Below are 17,350 nucleotides of genomic sequence, written 5' to 3'. Positions count from 1 at the left end.
GATTTTGAGCTAGAAAAGCCCGCGTTAAGCGGGCTTTTTTATAGGAAAATTTTCTGGATAAGCTTTGACTATGGTTTGATTGTAAAAAACTACTATTAAAATAAGTTATTGATAAATTTAAACAATAAAAATAATTAATATTTAAAAACTCTGTCTGTGCAAGCTTTTAAGTCTAATTTGGCTATTGCTGGGTTTGAATGGATAGCTTAAACCCGACTATTGTCGTGCTATTTCTCTATTAAGATTAGGTTAAGAATAATGTAACGGATCGTCAGACTATCAAACGGTTTGTGAATTATTGATGGAGATCAGTCATGGCACAGCCATACAGCGAAAAAGCCCAAAAAATATTAACGATATTCTTATGTTTCTGGGTCGCATTTTTTGAAGGTTTTGACCTTCAAGCTCCCGGGATTGCGGCGAAAGGAATTGCAGCAAGCTTTGGTTTAGATCAAATCCAAATGGGCTATGTATTTAGTCTGGGTGTCTTTGGAATGCTGTTTGGCGCATTCTTTGGTGGACGTATTGCAGATTATCTAGGACAAAAGAAAGTCCTGATGCTTTCTGTGACTATTTTTGGTCTGTTCATGTCGTTGACTGCAATTGCGCCAAGCATCGAAGTTTTATATGCAGCGCGTTTCTTTACTGGTTTGGGTTTAGGTGCGGCAATGCCAACCATGATTTCAGTCGTCGGTGATGAAGCCACCGAAGCCAACCGTGGCAAGCTAAATAGTCTGATGTATTGTGGTTTGCCGGTAGGGACGATCTTTGTTGCTGGTCTGGCTATGCTGCTTCCGGAGATTCAATGGCAAACCTTATTCCTGATTGGGGGATTAACGCCTTTAGCACTGATTCCATTGATGGCATTTATTCTTAAAGATAAGCCTAAAGTGAATGCGGAAGTACCGGTTTCTGGCGAAGCTGTGCCGGGAATGGCTGAGGTGTTGTTCAAGCAGCGCCAGTATAAAAATACAGTACCTCTTTGGGTTGGTTTCTTTTTTACCTTGATGATTAATTATATTTTGATTAGCTGGTTGCCAAATTTACTTATGGAACAAGGTTTGCAGAAACAACAGGCATTTTTGGTGATGTTGGTGTTCCAGGTGGGCGCTGTCATTGGAACCCTAAGCCTGGGTTATTTACTGGACCGTTTAAAGCTCTGGCAAATGGCGACTATCATTTATAGTGGCTTGTTTGTTGCCTTGGTATTGCTATTCACCACAACTTCTATTCCGTTATTAATTTTGGCGGGAGTCATGGGGGTATTTTCTCTACAGGTGGCCAATCTATTCTGTATGGGATCTCACCAATTTTTTATTCAGGCGCAGGTAAAGTCACCGGTGTGGGTAGTGCGATCTCTCTAGGACGTTTAGGGGCGATGACTGGACCATTATTAACTGGAAAAATTCTGGCATTAGGTTTGGGAACGACGGGCATTCTTGTGGCAAGTTTGCCCGCAGTGGTCGTATCGGCAGTAGCTGTCACCGCACTATCACGTTATAAGGCTGCTCATAAGTAATTAATCATTGAGATCTATCAATACAAAAAGGGAATCTGAAAATTCCCTTTTTTATCGTCGAGACTTTTAATTGAATAAAGTCAGTCCATAAAATTTGCTAAAATATACGAATAGCAAACAGATTGATTTTTATATGGCTTATCAACTTATTCCACTCTCGATTCAGGCCACCGATAATATTGCTTGTCCGCATTGTCAGCACAACGTGATTGATTGGGCAGAAGAGCAGTATGTGCAACCTTGTGAACATACCCTGTTTATTGCCATGGATATTGGCTTTGAATATATGACCGATGAATTCGAGCACAGCATGCCGCGTTCTGTAGATGATCTGCATGCCAATGATGATCAGGTAAATATGCTGGATGAAATCACCCAGGCGACTTATTCAAATTATCTGATTTATAAGTCTGATCTGGGCATAGATGGGTATTTTCGCTATGTGGGTTTTACTGCATAAATCATCAATAAAAAAGCGCCAATTGGCGCTTTTTTATATGGAAAGATCAACTTTCTATTTCTTCTTCGATCTCATCATCCGTAGTATCCATGCCCAGTTCTTTGAGTTTACGGGTGAGGGTGTTTCGGCCCCAACCTAAAAGTTCTGCGGCATGACGTTTACGGCCACGGGTTTGTTGCAAGGCTGCATTAATCAAGGTGCGTTCAAACATCGGCGTTGCAACATCCAGAAGTTTCATTTCACCATTTTTGAGTTTCTGCATCGCCCATTGACCCAGTAATTCATCCCAGTGATGCGGTGCAATCTGGTTTAGCGTTGGAATTGGTGCGCCTGGATCCTGCTGATGAATTGGGATTTGTTTCAGTTCAGGTGGCAAGTCTTCCGGATAGACTTCACGACCTGTGATCATGACAGTCAGCCAGCGACAGGTATTTTCAAGTTGACGCACATTACCTTGCCATGGCAATTTCTGCATATATTCCTGGGTTTCAGGACGCAGAATCTTTGGATTGACCCCAAGTTCCTTGCCGGCACGTGCCAGAAAATGCTGCGCTAGCATCGGAATATCTTCACTACGATGTGCCAGTTTTGGAATATGAATACGAATTACATTCAGGCGATGATACAAGTCTTCACGGAAACGACCATCATGAACCAGTTTTTCCAGATCCTGATGGGTCGCTGCCACGATACGTACATCAACCTTAACCGGAATATGACCGCCAACACGGTAGAACTCACCGTCTGCCAAAACGCGCAGTAAACGTGTTTGCGTTTCAAATGGCATATCGCCAATTTCATCTAAAAACAGCGTACCGCCATTGGCCTGTTCAAAACGACCCTGACGCTGAGTGTTGGCACCGGTAAATGCACCTTTCTCATGGCCAAAGAGTTCGGTTTCGATCAGGTCTTTTGGAATCGCCGCCATATTGAGGGCAATAAAAGGTTTTGAACTGCGTGGTGAATGACGATGCAGGGCATGCGCCACCAGTTCTTTACCTGTACCAGACTCACCATTAATCAACACGGTAATATGCGATTGTGATAAACGGCCAATGGCACGAAACACTTCCTGCATCGCAGGCGATTCACCAATAATCTCGGTAGATTGAATTGGTGGAGCGGCTTTTGCTGATTCTTGTTGCTGTAGCTTGGTGATATGTAAAATCGCACGATTTACCAGCGCCAGTGCTTCATCAATATCAAAAGGCTTAGGCAGATATTCAAAAGCACCAGTTTGATAGCTAGAAACAGCCGATTCTAAGTCTGAATGCGCCGTCATAATAATGACAGGTAGGTCAGGATAACTGTGTTTAACCTTGCCCAGGAAGGTAAGTCCATCAATACCCGGCATGCGGATATCGGTCAAAATCACATCGGGTGCTTCCAGACTCAGTTGGTCTAGTGCAGATTGTGCTTCTTCAAAACTGGTCACATCCAGACCTTCCTCTTTAAAGGTCTTTTCCAGTACCCAGCGCATGGCGCGATCGTCATCAATCACCCATATTTTATTTCGCGACATGATTCGACTCCCAAGGTAAATATAAGCTAAAGACGGTTTTTCCAGCCACGGACTGACACTCGATCATGCCGTTGTGCTGATGAATAATATTTTGAGCAATACTGAGGCCCAGTCCGGTACCTTTTGCGCGACTGGTGACCAGCGGATAAAACACCGATTCGATAATCTCTTCCGGCACACCTGGACCGTTGTCTTCAATATCAATCCTTACTACAGAGCGGTGAATCACCCCGTTAATGGTAAAGAGACGCTGAATCCGGGTTCTTAAAATCAGTTCCGGTTGATGTTCGACAAAGAACTCCTTGTTCTCGGTCATGGCCTGTACGGCATTGGCGCAAATATTCAAAATGACCTGAATCAATTGGTCGCGGTCTGCCAGAACTTCCGGTAAGGACAGGTCGTAATCCCGGGTAATCTTGATTTTCTTTTTGGTCTGATTAGCAATCAGTGAACGCACCCGTTCCAGAGGTTCATGCACATTGACCAGTTCATAGCTCGGAAGCTGGCGTGAACCGAGCATGGTATCGGCCAGATTTCTGAGTCGATCCACTTCGCTAATAATAATGTCGGTAAATTCTTTGTATTGTGGATCATTCAAACTGCGTGCCAGGAGTTGAGTCGCCCCGCGAATGCCACCCAAGGGATTCTTGATTTCATGCGCAACACCGCGAATCAGCTGACGCGCTACCTGATGCTGTTGCAGCAGATTTTCTTCACGCGAGATTTTTAACATGCGATCGCGAGGATTGAGTTCGATGAGCAGTAGCGGATGATAAGGTTTGCCCAGATTTAGCTGAGAAACAGTGTAGTCAACATGAATGTCTTTAAAGTTGACCAGAATAGTGGCTTCGCGGCGTGTATAAGGTTGTCCCGTACTTAAAGTATTATTCAGGGCTTCTTCGGTATTGAACTCATCTGTCGGGTTTTGCAGAATATTGAGTACGGATGTGCCGCTCGCGCGGAATAAGCTCACATCAAATAAGGCTTCACAGGCAGAATTCAGATAATAAATATTAAGATCGCGGTCTATCAATAAGATACACGTGGTCATATTGTCCACTAAAGCACGATAGTCGATCGGAATAATTTGATCCATTCGCGGGTTTGTTCCTGTATTAAAATGGCGCAATGGCATCTTCATAAAGCAATTTAATCAATTTTAAGTTCTGATTTGATGCAAGATGCACGCCAACTTTTATGACTAGAGATTATTTATTGCGATGAAATGCAGAAATGTGACAGAGCAACACAATTCATCTTAGATATAGCGGATTAAATTGAGGCTGTAAATCTAAAATGATTCATTTTGGTGCATTGGTAAGTATGTTGAATATTTTATGGCAATATTTTAGTGCATGATGCAAAGAGTCAGGTTTTCAACTATTTTTATGATGCGAAAAGACATACAATACGCGCATTCTAGTAGAGCGAAAATTCATGAAGTCCCCCAAAGTCGGTTTTGTATCTTTAGGTTGTCCTAAGGCATTGGTAGATTCTGAACGTATTTTAACCCAGTTAAAGACTGAAGGTTATGACGTCGCTTCGGATTATGACGGTGCTGATTTAGTTGTAGTAAATACCTGTGGTTTCATTGAATCCGCAGTGCAAGAATCGCTAGATGCGATTGGTGAGGCGATGAGCGCGAATGGTCGCGTGATCGTAACAGGTTGTCTAGGTAAAGACGAAGACAAGATTCGCCAAATGCATCCCAATGTCCTGAAAGTGACAGGTGCAGCGGCATATAAAGAAGTTATGGATGCGGTTCATCAATACGTGCCTGAGCCGCCAAAACACAATCCATTTATTGATCTGGTTCCAGAACAAGGCATCCGCCTGACGCCAAAACATTATGCTTATCTGAAAATATCCGAAGGCTGCAACCATCGTTGTACTTTCTGTATTATTCCAAGCATGCGTGGCGATCTGGTTTCACGTCCAGTTGGTTCTGTGCTTGATGAAGCTGCAGCGCTGAAACGTGCCGGTGTAAAAGAAGTACTCGTCATCTCCCAGGATACTTCTGCTTATGGCCTGGACACGAAATACAAGCTGGATTTCTGGAATGGCCAGCCGGTTAAAACCAAATTCTATGACATGTGTGAAGCATTAGGTCAGTTGGGAATCTGGGTGCGTTTGCACTATGTTTACCCGTATCCGCATGTGGATGCTGTGATTGACCTGATGGCACAAGGTAAAATCCTGCCTTATCTGGATATTCCATTCCAGCACGCGAGTCCAAAAATTCTCAAACTGATGAAGCGCCCTGCGCACAGTGAAAATACACTGGAGCGTTTGAAAATCTGGCGCGAGAAATGTCCTGATCTGGTGTTGCGTTCAACATTTGTGGTGGGCTTCCCGGGTGAAACTGAAGAAGACTTCCAGATGTTACTGGACTGGCTGAAAGAAGCCCAGCTGGATCGTGTGGGATGTTTTACCTATTCGCCAGTTGAAGGTGCGACAGCAAATGATTTGCCAGATCACGTTCCTGAAGAAATTAAACAAGAGCGTTATGAGCGTTTCATGCAGGTTCAGCAAGAAATCTCGGCAGCCAAACTCCAAAAACGTATCGGTCAGACCATGACTGTGCTGGTAGATGACCTGGAAGATGAATTCCCGGTAGCGGTTGCGCGTTCTTATGCAGATGCACCTGAAATTGATGGTAATGTTTTTGTTGAAGATATCGATAAAAGCGTCATCAAGGCGGGGGATTTACTTGAAGTCGAAATTACTGATGCAGATGAATACGATCTGTATGCAAAACTCATTTCAATCAAGTCTGCTTAAGATTTTGAATTAAAAAAATTTAAATTGAATACTTTGGAGTTTGATGATGTTGGATTCTAAAAAGCCACGCTTTGGTCGCATCCTGTTAAAGCTTTCTGGTGAAGCGCTGGCAGGCAATAAAGACATGGGGATCGATGCACAAGTGCTCGATCAAATGTCACTTTCTATTGCGCACCTCGTGGGTTTAGGCGTACAAGTAGGTATTGTTGTGGGTGGTGGTAACCTGTATCGCGGTAGTCAGCTACAAAAAGATGGTCTGGTTGGCCGCGTAACTGGTGACCAGATGGGTATGCTGGCAACAGTCATGAACGGTTTAGCACTTCGCGACGCTTTGGTGCGCCGTAATATTAAAACCCGTTTAATGTCTGCATTGCCAATTGGTGCTGTAGTTGAGTCTTACTCAAGCCGTGATGCGATCCGTCACCTGACTCAGGGTGAAGTGTGTGTATTCGTGGCAGGTACAGGTAATCCGTTCTTTACGACAGATACAGCTGCCTGTTTACGTGGTATTGAAATCGAATCAGACTTGATCTTGAAAGCGACCAAAGTTGATGGCGTATATAATAAAGATCCAAGCAAATATGATGATGCGGTTAAATATGACACATTGACTTTTGACCAAGTTCTGGACGAAAAGCTGGGTGTGATGGACTTAACTGCAATCTGTTTATGTCGTGATCACAATGTGCCGCTACAAGTATTCGATATGAATAAATCTGGCGCATTGCTTTCCGTTGTGATGGGTGAAAAAGAAGGGACTCACGTTACCAATTAATGACGTGAGCACCAAAGCACTTTATACTACACGCTAATTTAGTAATAACCTCTTTTCAAGAATTAAGTAAGGAAGATCATATGATTAACGATCTTAAAAAAGACAGCGAAGACCGTATGAACAAAACTCTAGAATCTCTAGAGCATGGTTTTGCAAAAGTTCGTACCGGTCGTGCGCATCCATCAATTTTAAATAACGTGATGGTTTCTTACTATGGTTCAGACGTTCCATTGAACCAGGTGGCAAACGTAGGTGTTGAAGATTCACGTACTTTGTTAATCCAGCCTTTCGAGCGTTCAATGGTTTCTGCAATTGATAAAGCGATTCGTGAATCTGACTTGGGTCTGAACCCAATTACAGCAGATGCGATTCGTGTGCCGATGGCGGCGTTAACTGAAGAAACGCGTCGTGACATGCAAAAAGTTGCGCGTAATGAAGCAGAAAATGCCAAAGTAGCGATCCGTAACATCCGCCGTGATGTATTGGGCGATATCAAAGCTTTGTTAAAAGAAAAAGAAATTTCTGAAGACGAAGAGCGTCGTGCTGCTGACGAAATCCAGAAAATTACTGACAAATTTGTTGCTGAAGTTGACAAGCGCTTGGCTGCGAAAGAAGCTGAATTGATGAAGGTCTAATTCATCGATGACCGTTGCTGAAGAAAATTCCCGTCTTCCGAAACATGTTGCCATCATTATGGATGGCAACAATCGTTTTGCCAAAAAAAATCAGATGCAGAAAGGTGATGGACACCGTGAAGGAAAAACGGTTCTGGATCCGATCGTTGAACACTGTAAAAAAAGAAATATCCAGGCTTTAACTGTATTTGCCTTTTCCAGTGAAAACTGGAATCGTCCACAGTTTGAAGTTGAATTGCTCATGAAATTGCTGGTTGACACCATTCATGAACAATTGCCCCGCATGGAAAAATTCAATATTGCCTTACGCTTTATCGGTGATCGCAGCCGTTTGTCCCCAGAATTACAGGGACTTATGTTGCATGCCGAAGAAAGGACTGCTAATTTCAATAGTATGACACTCACTATTGCAATCAGTTATGGTGGTATGTGGGATATGGCACAAGCTGCACAGCGAATTGCCAGCGATGTTTTAACAAATAAATTAGATCTTGATGCAATTAATACTGATGTATTTGGTCAATATGTCAGCCTCGGTGATTTACCTGCAGTTGATCTGCTGATTCGTACGGGTGGAGATTTCCGTCTTTCGAATTTCCTGTTGTGGCAGGCAGCCTATGCAGAGCTTTATTTCACTGAGACGCTATGGCCAGAATTTACCGTTGAAGAACTTGATGATGCACTTGCCGTATTTGGTGGGCGTGAACGTCGTTTTGGTAAAACATCAGAACAGATTCATCAGGAAAAACTTGAGAATTAATACATGTTTGAGCGGATTATAACCGCATTGGTGTTGGTAGCAGTTGTACTGAGCTGTATGTTTGCTACCGAATCACATTATCCAATGTTTGTATTGATGGTTCTTGCTGCTGGGGTGGCCGGCTATGAGTGGTTCAAACTCATGCCGCGAAAATTTAAACATGTCATCAAACCTGTTGCTTGGGGATATGGAGTGCTCACTGCGGCACTTTCAGCTTTGGCATTGTATTTTGCCGAAGTTGCCTTATTGTTATGGGTAGCTTCTATAATTACCTGGTTGCTCAGCATTTACTGGGTTAAAACCTATCCTGAATATGATGGCTGGTACAACGCCAGCCTGCACGGAATCGGCGTAGTTCTGATCTCTGCTGCGGTTACTGCAATTTTCTCTGTCTGGCAAAGTTCACCGTGGTGGCTGATGTACCTGTTTTTACTGGTATGGGGCGCAGATAGTGGTGCATATTTTGTGGGTCGTAAATTCGGCAAGAAAAAGTTGGCGCCGAATGTTAGTCCCAACAAATCGGTAGAAGGGTTGTATGGCGGTATCGTTACCTCAATGCTGATTGTAACGGCAGTCGCCTTGCTTTATCTGGATATGACCTGGCCAGAACTAATTTTATTCCTGATTTTATCTGTCGTTACAGTATTTAGTTCGGTACTGGGTGACCTGTTTGAATCCATGATCAAACGTCGTGCCGGTATTAAGGATTCAGGTCGAATTTTGCCAGGACATGGCGGAGTACTGGATCGTATTGATTCTTTGCTTGCTGCAGCTCCAATCTTTGCAGCAGGTATGGCTGTTTTAAAACTTATTGGTGTAGATTTATAAATGTCACAAGCAGTTTGTATACTGGGTGCTACAGGTTCCATTGGTCAAAGTACTTTAAAAATCTTGCAGCGACATCCTGAAGCATACTCGGTTTTTGCTGTGACCGCGCAAAGTCGTATCGAGGAGCTGGTTGAAATTTGCCGGCAATACTGTCCTAAAGTGGTGGTGGTGCCGGCTGAAAAAGTAGATGAACTTTCAAAACTACTTCAGCAACACCATTTATCTGATATTGAAATTCTGCAAGATGAAGCCGGTTTAATCGCTGTGGCTGAACACGCGGATGTTGATATCGTTATGGCGGCAATTGTCGGTGCTGCAGGCTTGTTGCCGACATTGGCTGCAGTGAAAGCGGGTAAACGCGTACTGCTGGCCAATAAAGAAGCCTTGGTGATGTCAGGTGACATCATGATGCAGGCAGCGCGCGATCATGGTGCCTTATTGCTTCCCGTTGACTCCGAACATAACGCGATTTTCCAATGTCTGCCACCGCATTATTTTGAGGCAGAGCGTCATGGCAAGCCCAAACTGGGTGTATCCCAGATTCTGCTGACCGCGTCGGGTGGGCCGTTTCTGAACCACAGCATACAGCAACTTGAAGAGGTCACACCTGCCCAAGCTTGCAAGCATCCTAACTGGTCCATGGGTCAAAAAATTTCAGTCGATTCTGCTACCTTGATGAATAAAGGCTTAGAATTGATCGAAGCCTGTCATTTGTTTGCAGTTCAAGAACAATTTGTTACAGTTGTTGTGCATCCACAGAGTATTATTCACTCCATGGTTCAATACGTTGATGGTTCGACTTTGGCACAAATGGGTAATCCGGATATGGGCACGCCTATTGCACATGCTTTGGCATGGCCTGAGCGTATTAGTACGCATGTGGCGCCACTGGATCTGTTTATGCATTCACAACTTAATTTTCAAGAACCGGATATGCTCCGTTTCCCTGCATTAAAATTGGCCCGTCAGGCCATGCAGAGTGGCGGAATTGCACCGACAATTTTAAATGCGGCCAATGAAATTGCAGTTGCTGCATTTTTAAATCAACAGATCAGATTTACCCAAATTCCTCAGGTAGTTGAGCACGTCCTAAATCAGATGGACAATCAACCCGCACATGATCTGGAGGCTATCTTGCAAGCAGATCAAATGGCGCGAGGTTTATCACAGCAATATGTTGTGAATAAAGGAAGTTAAGATATGAATGCCTTGTTTATGATTGCCGCTGCAATTCTCTTACTCGGTCCCTTAATTGCGATTCATGAGTTCGGTCACTATATTGTGGCGCGTAAACTGGGCGTTAAAGTATTGGTCTATTCCATTGGATTTGGGCCAACATTATTAAAATGGACCTCGAAAAAATCCGGAATTCAGTATCAATTGTCTGCCTTGCCTTTGGGTGGCTATGTCAAGATGCTGGATGAACGCGAAGGTAATGTCTCTGAAGAGGACTTACCCAAAGCCTTCAATCGTCAGCATCCGTGGAAACGAATCGCCATCGTGGCAGCGGGACCATTAATCAACCTGATTTTTGCAGTTCTTCTATTCTGGGTGTTATTTTTACCTGCACAAGAACAGCTCAATACCCGTGTAGGCAAAATTTTACCAAATACGCCTGCTGCAACCGTACAAATGCAGCCGGGCGACAAAATTGTAGCTGTGGATGGTACTCAGGTGGAAACCTGGGAAAAACTCAGTTATGCCTTGGTGGATCGTGTTGGTGAAACTGGTGTGGTTTCTATTCAGGCAGATCGCGCTGGTGAAAACAAATTGTTCCAGTTGCCGATTCAAAACTATTTAAAAGATCAAAGTCAATCGCCACTAGAAAGCCTGGGTTTCTTGCCTTATCGGCCAGAAATTCCGGCAGTGATCAGCAAACTGAGTGAAGATGGTGCAGCCATCCGTCAAGGTTTGAAAGAAGGCGACAAGATTCTGGCCATTGACGGCGTTCAGATGAAAGACTGGTTTGATGTGGTGCAGGTGGTACAGGCATCTCCAGAAAAATTACTCAAAATGGATGTACTACGCGAAAATCAGGTGGTTCAGCTGGAAGTCATGCCACAAGGTAAACGTGACAATATGGGCAATGTGACTGGTATGCTGGGCGTACAAAGCGATCCGGGTAAACTGAACATTCCTGCAGAATATAAACAGACCATTCATTACTCGCCAGGCGAAGCACTGGTAATGGCATTTGATAAAACAGCACATTTATCTTCGATGATTCTGAACTCGATTGTCAAAATGGTACGCGGTCTGATTGGTCTGGATAATTTATCAGGTCCAATTACCATTGCCAAAGTGGCAGGACAAAGCGCAGAAATGGGCTGGGAAACTTTTATTTCCTTTATGGCGCTAATGAGTGTAAGTTTAGGAATATTAAATCTACTACCCATTCCAATGCTTGATGGCGGACATCTGGTTTACTATTTTGTTGAATTAATTCGTGGTAAACCTGTTTCCGAACAAATACAATTGGTTGGACTAAAAATTGGTATGGTACTGCTCGGCAGTATGATGCTTCTGGCATTATTTAATGATTTTATGCGTTTATAACAACGTAAATGGAATAAATTAACAGCGGAAAAGACTGGCATGCAGCACACACATTTATTTATGCCTCTGGCACTCGTTAGTGCAATGGCAGTAGCACAACAAGTATATGCAGCAGATGAATTCATTGTACAAGATATAAAATTTGATGGATTAGTACGTTTAACTCCTGACAATGTGTATGGCCTAGTGCCAATTAACAGTGGTGATCGGGTCAATGATCCAATCATTGCCAATGCAATTCGTAGCATGTATGCATCAGGCCTGTTTGATGACATTAAAGCCGTTCAGCAGGGCAATACCTTGGTTTTCCAAGTGGTTGAACGCCCGGTTATTTCGAAAATCGAATTGAAAGGCAATAAGCTGATTCCTAAGGAAGCGCTTGAAGAAGGCCTGAAAAAAATGGGTCTGGCTGAAGGCGAAGTGCTGAAAAAATCAGCGCTGCAAACTATTGAAACTGAACTTGAACAGCAATACATGCAGCAAGGTCGTTATGATGCCGATATTACGGTCACCACGACGCCTCGACCAAATAACCGTGTTGAATTGCTGATTGATTTTATTGAAGGTAAAGCGGCTAAAGTTTTCGATATCAATATTATCGGGAATACCGTATTTAAAGAGTCTGATATCAAGCAGGCCTTTGCCGTAAAAGAAAGTGGCTGGAGTTCGGTCATTTCGCGTAATGACCGTTATGCACGTGAAAAGATGGCGGCGAGCCTAGAAGCTTTGCGTGCCATGTATCTGAATCGCGGTTATATCAATTTTAATATTACCAATTCCAGCCTGAACTTGAGTGAAGATAAAAAGAATGTTTTCATCGAAGTTTCTGTGGATGAAGGCGAACAATTTAAATTTGGTCAAACCAAATATTTAGGTGATGCACTTTATAAGACTGAAGAATTACAGGCTTTACAAATTTTCAAAGAAGGCGAAATTTATTCGCAGGAAAAAGTCAACGCGGTTAAGCAGTTATTGCAGCGTAAGTATGGTAATGCAGGTTATTACTATGCAGAAGTCAATATTGTTCCTCAAATTAACAACGAAACCAAACTGGTTGATCTAAATTATTATATTAATCCGGGTCAGCAAGTCACGGTACGACGTATTAATTTCACTGGTAATACGAAAACTGCAGATGAAGTACTACGTCGTGAAATGCGCCAAATGGAAGGTGCACTTGCCAGTAATGAAAAAATTGACCTGTCTAAGGTCCGTCTGGAACGTACTGGTTTCTTTAAAACTGTCGATATCAAACCTGCACGTATTCCAGGTGCACCAGATCAGGTGGACTTGAATGTTGCCGTTGAAGAGCAGCATTCAGGGACCAGTACTCTTGCAGTTGGCTTCTCGCAAAGCGGTGGTGTAACTTTCCAGGCTGGTTTAAGCCAGACCAACTTCCTGGGCACTGGTAATAGCGTCTCAATCGATTTGTCGCGTTCTGAAACTCAAGATTATTATAACTTGAGCGTGATGGACCCGTACTTCACCATTGATGGTGTGCGTCGCGGCTATAACATGTATTACCGTAAAACCAAGCTTGATGATGATTATAACGTCAACAACTATGTGACAGACAGTTTTGGTGGTGGGATTAACTTTGGTTATCCAATTGATGAAAACCAGAGTGTCAGCTTGGGTCTGAATGTTGATCAGACTGAAGTAACAACTGGTTCTGGAGTATCTACTTATGTTCGTGATTATTTATTAGCGAATGGTGGTAAAGAGACAGGGCGAATAGATACTTATTGCCCACCAGAGTTCTGGAATGCGACAACAAGAGAGTGTAGTCAGCCTGCTCAATTCTTTGATGAATTTAAAGGTGATTTTTTAACATATAATCTGAATTTGGGTTGGTCGTATAATACTTTAAACCGTCCTATGTTCCCGACAACGGGTATGTCACATCGTGTGAATGCGGAAATTGCATTACCAGGTAGTGATGTCGAGTATCAGAAAGTCACTTATGATGCTCAAGCCTTTTTCCCATTAGGCAAAGATTTTGTCCTGCGTGGTTATGGTAAGTTGGGTTATGGTAATGACCTGCCATTTTACAAGAATTTCTATGCTGGTGGTTTCGGTTCAGTTCGTGGCTATGAAAATAGTACATTAGGTCCGAAATATGATGGTGTATTTTTTAGTGAAAGAGGTGAGCCTGACCCTTCACCTGAAGAGGTTGGTGGTAATGCTTTAGTGCAATTTGGTACTGAACTGGTACTTCCGGTGCCATTTAAAGGGGATTGGGCACGTCAGGTACGTCCAGTGATTTTTGCTGAAGGCGCACAAGTATTTGATACTAATTGTGATATACCAGCTTCAGGTAGCGATATTATTGTAGGTAGTACTACATATAATGCGCGCCAATACTGTAAAGATAACTTCGGTTTTGATGCAGATAATATGCGTTATAGCGTGGGTGCTGGTTTCACCTGGATCACCATGATTGGGCCATTGTCTCTCAGCTATGCTTATCCGTTGAATAAAAAAGACGGTGATGATACTAAAAACATCCAGTTCGAAATTGGACGTACTTTCTAAAATCGTTTTGACCTAGAAACTAAATTTTGCTCATAAAGCCTTCAGGTTTTGTGAGCAAATTTTTTTGAATGAGTAAGAATATGAAAAAAATGATTATGGCAATGAGCCTGGCTTTGGCAAGTGTTGCACCTTTAACTCAAGCGGCCAGTATGGGGGTAATTGACTTGGAGCGTGTGGTTGAAGGTAGTACTTATCTGAAACAACAAAACACGGCATTTCAGCAAAAAATTCAGCCACAAACCACCAAGATTGAGCAACTCAGCAAAGAGCTGGAAGCTTTGCAGCAACGTGCTCAATCCAATACTAAGCTCAGTGAGACTGAAAAACAGAAAATGTCTGCGCAATATCAGGCTAAGCTGCAAGAATTGAATCAGTTACAACAATCTGTACAGACTAATGTTCAAAGCTCGATTCAGCAGATCCGAATTGTATTTGATGGACGTGTAAAGCAAATTGCTGAACAATTGCGTAGAGAAAACAACCTCGATGTGGTTTTAAATAAAAATTCAGCACTTGCTTATGATGCTAAATATGATTTAACTGATAAAATGATTCAAAAGGTTAATGCAATTAAATAATCAATGAATCATCAACAGCTTCAGTTAGCTGATCTCGCTCGCCTGGTTCAGGGCGAGTGCATAGGTCAGACAGATTTGCGTTTGAGCGCTTTGGCCAGTCTTGAGCAAGCGACCTCACAAGATCTTGCATTTGTGAATGCCGATAAATATGTAGAGCAGGCCAATCAAAGTCAGGCAGGTGCTTTAATTGTCACGGCTGAACTAAAACAACAGATAACTTCACATCAAAACTTTATTGTTGTGGCAAATCCCTATCTGGCTTTCGCGATTCTGACGCATGTATTTGAGAAAAAACATCGCCAGCGTGGTATTGAAAGTACTGCTCAAATTCACCCGTCAGCAGTGATTGCGGACGATGCTTATATTGGTCATTATGTGGTGATTGGTGAGCATTGTGTCGTGGGTGCGAATACGATTGTTCAGGCGCATGTGCAGATCGATGATGATGTCGAAATCGGTCAGGACTGTTTTATTGACTCACATGTGACCCTCACCGGCGCAGCGAAAATTGGTAATCGGGTGCGTATTCATGCCAATACCGTGATTGGCAGCGAAGGGTTTGGTTTTGCACCTTATCAGGGTAAATGGCACCGTATTGCGCAATTAGGTTCTGTACGCATTGAGGATGATGTGCGTATTGGGTCAAATTGTAGCGTAGACCGTGGTGCACTGGATGATACGATTTTGCAACAGGGTGTTATCATTGATAATCTTGTGCAAATCGCGCATAACGTTAAAATTGGTGCACATACCGCCATTGCTGCAAAAACTGCCGTTGCAGGAAGTGTTTCAATTGGCAAAAACTGTATCATTGGTGGTGCCTCTGCGATTTCTGGACACTTGAATATTGCCGATAATGTGACGTTGACGGGAATGTCAATGGTGACAAATAATATTTCTGAAGCTGGAAAATATTCATCCGGGATTGGTCTGTTTGAAAACCAGAAATGGAAACGTACCGTGGTTCGCCTCAGACAATTAGCAGATGTGCCATTGACCCAGGTGATCAAACGACTAGATCATATGCAATCTCAGATTGAGTCCATTGAATCAACATTTAAGTTGCGTAAATAATTATGATGACAGAGTCGAATTTGCCTACATTCACGAAGCCTGAATTGCCAATGAATATTCAAAAGATTCGTGAATATTTGCCCCATCGCTATCCATTTTTATTGGTTGATCGCGTCGTCGAAATTACCGATAATGGCATTGTTGGTTATAAAAACGTCTCAATTAATGAAGAGTTTTTACAAGGCCATTTTCCGAATTATCCAATTATGCCAGGTGTACTGATTGTTGAAGCGCTGGCACAAATCTCTGGAATTCTGGGTTTTGTGATGAATAACGAAGTGCCAAGTGAAGGTTCTTTGTTCCTGTTTGCCGGTGCGGAAAAAGTTAGATTTAAGAAACAGGTGGTTGCTGGTGACCAATTGGTTTTAAAATCTGAATTAGTGATGCAAAAGCGGGGCATTTACAAATATAATTGTATTGCCACTGTAGATGGCGTCGTCGCAACAACCGCGGAAATTATGGTTTCGCATCAAAAAGTCGAGCAGGCATGAGCAATAATCCCCTTATTCATCCAACTGCCATTATTGACCCGTCAGCAGTCATTGCTGCTGATGTAGAAATTGGCCCATATTGTATTATCGGGCCAAATGTCACTATTGGTGCGGGTAGCAAACTTCATTCACACGTGGTGGTGGGTGGCTATACGCGTATAGGTGAATATAATGAAATTTTCCAGTTCGCCAGTGTAGGCGAGGTGTGTCAGGATCTTAAGTATGCTGGTGAAGAAACCTGGCTTGAGATTGGCGATCACAACAAGATTCGTGAGCATTGCAGTCTGCATCGTGGTACGGTTCAGGATCAGAGCCTGACCAAGATCGGTAGTCATAACCTGCTCATGGTCAATACGCATATTGCACATGACTGTATGGTCGGAGATTATAATATCTTTGCCAATAATGTCGGTGTGGCTGGACATGTCCATGTCGGGGACTACGTCGTCATTGGCGGAAACTCGGGCATTCATCAGTTCTGTAAGATTGATTCTTATAGCATGATTGGTGGTGCATCACTGATTTTGAAAGATGTACCGGCCTATGTAATGGTTTCAGGTAATCCTGCGCATGCATTTGCTATGAACATTGAAGGTATGCGTCGTAAAGGCTGGTCAAAGAGCGTAATCAGCGGTTTACGTGATGCCTTTAAACTGATTTATAAATCAGGTTTAACGACTCAGGAAGCAATCGAGCAGATCCGTACAGGAATTTTGCCTGAAGTGGCTGAGGTACAGCGTTTAATCGATTCTCTTGAACAGTCGAAACGTGGTATTGTGCGCTAAAAGTTTAATATAATAAAAAAGACACCTGAAGGTGTCTTTTTTATTTTGGGA

17 protein-coding genes are annotated in these 17,350 nt (G+C 43.0%); 15 read left to right on the top strand and 2 right to left on the bottom strand.

Annotated features, from left to right (window positions below; all coding sequences use genetic code 11):
• Nucleotides 1-314 precede the first annotated feature (314 nt).
• The 3 genes from ACTL4S_RS04950 (at nt 315) to ACTL4S_RS04940 (ending at nt 1,979) form a co-directional block, all read left to right on the top strand.
• On the top strand, nt 315-1,364 hold the full coding sequence (locus ACTL4S_RS04950; RefSeq protein WP_441298869.1) for an MFS transporter: 1,050 nt from the start codon (nt 315-317) through the stop codon (nt 1,362-1,364).
• A gap of 14 nt (nt 1,365-1,378) precedes the next feature.
• A complete protein-coding gene (locus ACTL4S_RS04945; protein ID WP_253144687.1) occupies nt 1,379-1,519 on the top strand; it encodes a hypothetical protein in 141 nt (46 codons plus the stop codon).
• A 133-nt stretch (nt 1,520-1,652) separates the two neighbouring features.
• Nucleotides 1,653-1,979, top strand: a complete 327-nt coding sequence (locus ACTL4S_RS04940; RefSeq protein ID WP_004279890.1) for a hypothetical protein — start codon at nt 1,653-1,655, stop codon at nt 1,977-1,979.
• Nucleotides 1,980-2,025: 46 nt separating this feature from the next.
• Here ACTL4S_RS04940 and glnG read toward each other — a convergent pair whose 3' ends face one another.
• Entirely contained in the window at nt 2,026-3,501 is a 1,476-nt protein-coding gene (gene glnG, locus ACTL4S_RS04935) for a nitrogen regulation protein NR(I) (RefSeq protein WP_004279889.1), read from the bottom strand.
• Nucleotides 3,488-4,597, bottom strand: coding sequence for a nitrogen regulation protein NR(II) (gene glnL, locus ACTL4S_RS04930; protein WP_005266616.1), 1,110 nt, complete (start codon nt 4,595-4,597; stop codon nt 3,488-3,490). The genes glnG and glnL overlap by 14 nt, the downstream gene beginning before the upstream one ends.
• A 341-nt stretch (nt 4,598-4,938) precedes the next feature.
• Between glnL and rimO the strand changes: the two genes are divergently transcribed.
• From rimO to lpxA, 12 genes are all read left to right on the top strand, one after another.
• Complete coding sequence (gene rimO / locus ACTL4S_RS04925; protein ID WP_005107200.1) at nt 4,939-6,282, top strand: 30S ribosomal protein S12 methylthiotransferase RimO; 1,344 nt, start codon at nt 4,939-4,941, stop codon at nt 6,280-6,282.
• Between the two features lie 46 nt (nt 6,283-6,328).
• Nucleotides 6,329-7,057: a UMP kinase gene (pyrH, locus tag ACTL4S_RS04920; RefSeq protein ID WP_004279886.1), complete on the top strand. Its 729-nt coding sequence runs from the start codon at nt 6,329-6,331 to the stop codon at nt 7,055-7,057.
• 80 nt (nt 7,058-7,137) lie between these two features.
• A complete protein-coding gene (frr, locus tag ACTL4S_RS04915) occupies nt 7,138-7,692 on the top strand; it encodes a ribosome recycling factor (RefSeq protein ID WP_004279885.1) in 555 nt (184 codons plus the stop codon).
• A 7-nt stretch (nt 7,693-7,699) separates the two neighbouring features.
• Entirely contained in the window at nt 7,700-8,452 is a 753-nt protein-coding gene (gene uppS / locus ACTL4S_RS04910; protein ID WP_004279884.1) for a polyprenyl diphosphate synthase, read from the top strand.
• A 3-nt stretch (nt 8,453-8,455) separates the two neighbouring features.
• Nucleotides 8,456-9,280: a phosphatidate cytidylyltransferase gene (locus ACTL4S_RS04905; RefSeq protein ID WP_004279883.1), complete on the top strand. Its 825-nt coding sequence runs from the start codon at nt 8,456-8,458 to the stop codon at nt 9,278-9,280.
• Nucleotides 9,281-10,477, top strand: a complete 1,197-nt coding sequence (gene ispC / locus ACTL4S_RS04900; protein WP_005266614.1) for a 1-deoxy-D-xylulose-5-phosphate reductoisomerase — start codon at nt 9,281-9,283, stop codon at nt 10,475-10,477.
• Between the two features lie 3 nt (nt 10,478-10,480).
• Nucleotides 10,481-11,836 carry an RIP metalloprotease RseP gene (rseP, locus tag ACTL4S_RS04895; protein ID WP_071852161.1) on the top strand — a complete coding sequence of 452 codons (1,356 nt, stop codon included), beginning with the start codon at nt 10,481-10,483 and terminating at the stop codon, nt 11,834-11,836.
• Nucleotides 11,837-11,875: 39 nt separating this feature from the next.
• Nucleotides 11,876-14,371, top strand: coding sequence for an outer membrane protein assembly factor BamA (gene bamA, locus ACTL4S_RS04890; protein WP_278357058.1), 2,496 nt, complete (start codon nt 11,876-11,878; stop codon nt 14,369-14,371).
• An 80-nt stretch (nt 14,372-14,451) separates the two neighbouring features.
• A complete protein-coding gene (locus ACTL4S_RS04885; RefSeq protein ID WP_441298868.1) occupies nt 14,452-14,949 on the top strand; it encodes an OmpH/Skp family outer membrane protein in 498 nt (165 codons plus the stop codon).
• Nucleotides 14,950-14,952: 3 nt separating this feature from the next.
• Nucleotides 14,953-16,023, top strand: coding sequence for a UDP-3-O-(3-hydroxymyristoyl)glucosamine N-acyltransferase (gene lpxD, locus ACTL4S_RS04880; RefSeq protein ID WP_441298867.1), 1,071 nt, complete (start codon nt 14,953-14,955; stop codon nt 16,021-16,023).
• A gap of 5 nt (nt 16,024-16,028) precedes the next feature.
• A complete protein-coding gene (fabZ, locus tag ACTL4S_RS04875) occupies nt 16,029-16,514 on the top strand; it encodes a 3-hydroxyacyl-ACP dehydratase FabZ (protein ID WP_026055766.1) in 486 nt (161 codons plus the stop codon).
• Entirely contained in the window at nt 16,511-17,299 is a 789-nt protein-coding gene (gene lpxA, locus ACTL4S_RS04870) for an acyl-ACP--UDP-N-acetylglucosamine O-acyltransferase (RefSeq protein WP_348939370.1), read from the top strand. The genes fabZ and lpxA overlap by 4 nt, the downstream gene beginning before the upstream one ends.
• The last annotated feature ends 51 nt before the right edge of the window (nt 17,300-17,350 follow it).

This window comes from Acinetobacter lwoffii, from assembly GCF_052078135.1.
GTDB classification, from domain to species: Bacteria; Pseudomonadota; Gammaproteobacteria; order Pseudomonadales; family Moraxellaceae; genus Acinetobacter; species Acinetobacter lwoffii_Z.
This window is presented reverse-complemented; position numbering and strand designations above follow the sequence as displayed.

Excerpts from the sequence above, each read along its gene's own strand:
- ACTL4S_RS04950 (WP_441298869.1), top strand. The coding sequence starts at position 315 with ATGGCACAGCCATACAGCGAAAAAGCCCAAAAAATATTAACGATATTC.
- bamA (WP_278357058.1), top strand. The coding sequence starts at position 11,876 with ATGCAGCACACACATTTATTTATGCCTCTGGCACTCGTTAGTGCAATG.
- glnL (WP_005266616.1), bottom strand. The coding sequence starts at position 4,597 with ATGGATCAAATTATTCCGATCGACTATCGTGCTTTAGTGGACAATATG.
- rseP (WP_071852161.1), top strand. The coding sequence starts at position 10,481 with ATGAATGCCTTGTTTATGATTGCCGCTGCAATTCTCTTACTCGGTCCC.
- ACTL4S_RS04905 (WP_004279883.1), top strand. The coding sequence starts at position 8,456 with ATGTTTGAGCGGATTATAACCGCATTGGTGTTGGTAGCAGTTGTACTG.
- lpxD (WP_441298867.1), top strand. The coding sequence starts at position 14,953 with ATGAATCATCAACAGCTTCAGTTAGCTGATCTCGCTCGCCTGGTTCAG.
- ACTL4S_RS04940 (WP_004279890.1), top strand. The coding sequence starts at position 1,653 with ATGGCTTATCAACTTATTCCACTCTCGATTCAGGCCACCGATAATATT.
- fabZ (WP_026055766.1), top strand. The coding sequence starts at position 16,029 with ATGACAGAGTCGAATTTGCCTACATTCACGAAGCCTGAATTGCCAATG.
- ACTL4S_RS04885 (WP_441298868.1), top strand. The coding sequence starts at position 14,452 with ATGAAAAAAATGATTATGGCAATGAGCCTGGCTTTGGCAAGTGTTGCA.
- ispC (WP_005266614.1), top strand. The coding sequence starts at position 9,281 with ATGTCACAAGCAGTTTGTATACTGGGTGCTACAGGTTCCATTGGTCAA.
- pyrH (WP_004279886.1), top strand. The coding sequence starts at position 6,329 with ATGTTGGATTCTAAAAAGCCACGCTTTGGTCGCATCCTGTTAAAGCTT.
- glnG (WP_004279889.1), bottom strand. The coding sequence starts at position 3,501 with ATGTCGCGAAATAAAATATGGGTGATTGATGACGATCGCGCCATGCGC.
- rimO (WP_005107200.1), top strand. The coding sequence starts at position 4,939 with ATGAAGTCCCCCAAAGTCGGTTTTGTATCTTTAGGTTGTCCTAAGGCA.
- frr (WP_004279885.1), top strand. The coding sequence starts at position 7,138 with ATGATTAACGATCTTAAAAAAGACAGCGAAGACCGTATGAACAAAACT.
- ACTL4S_RS04945 (WP_253144687.1), top strand. The coding sequence starts at position 1,379 with ATGACTGGACCATTATTAACTGGAAAAATTCTGGCATTAGGTTTGGGA.
- lpxA (WP_348939370.1), top strand. The coding sequence starts at position 16,511 with ATGAGCAATAATCCCCTTATTCATCCAACTGCCATTATTGACCCGTCA.
- uppS (WP_004279884.1), top strand. The coding sequence starts at position 7,700 with ATGACCGTTGCTGAAGAAAATTCCCGTCTTCCGAAACATGTTGCCATC.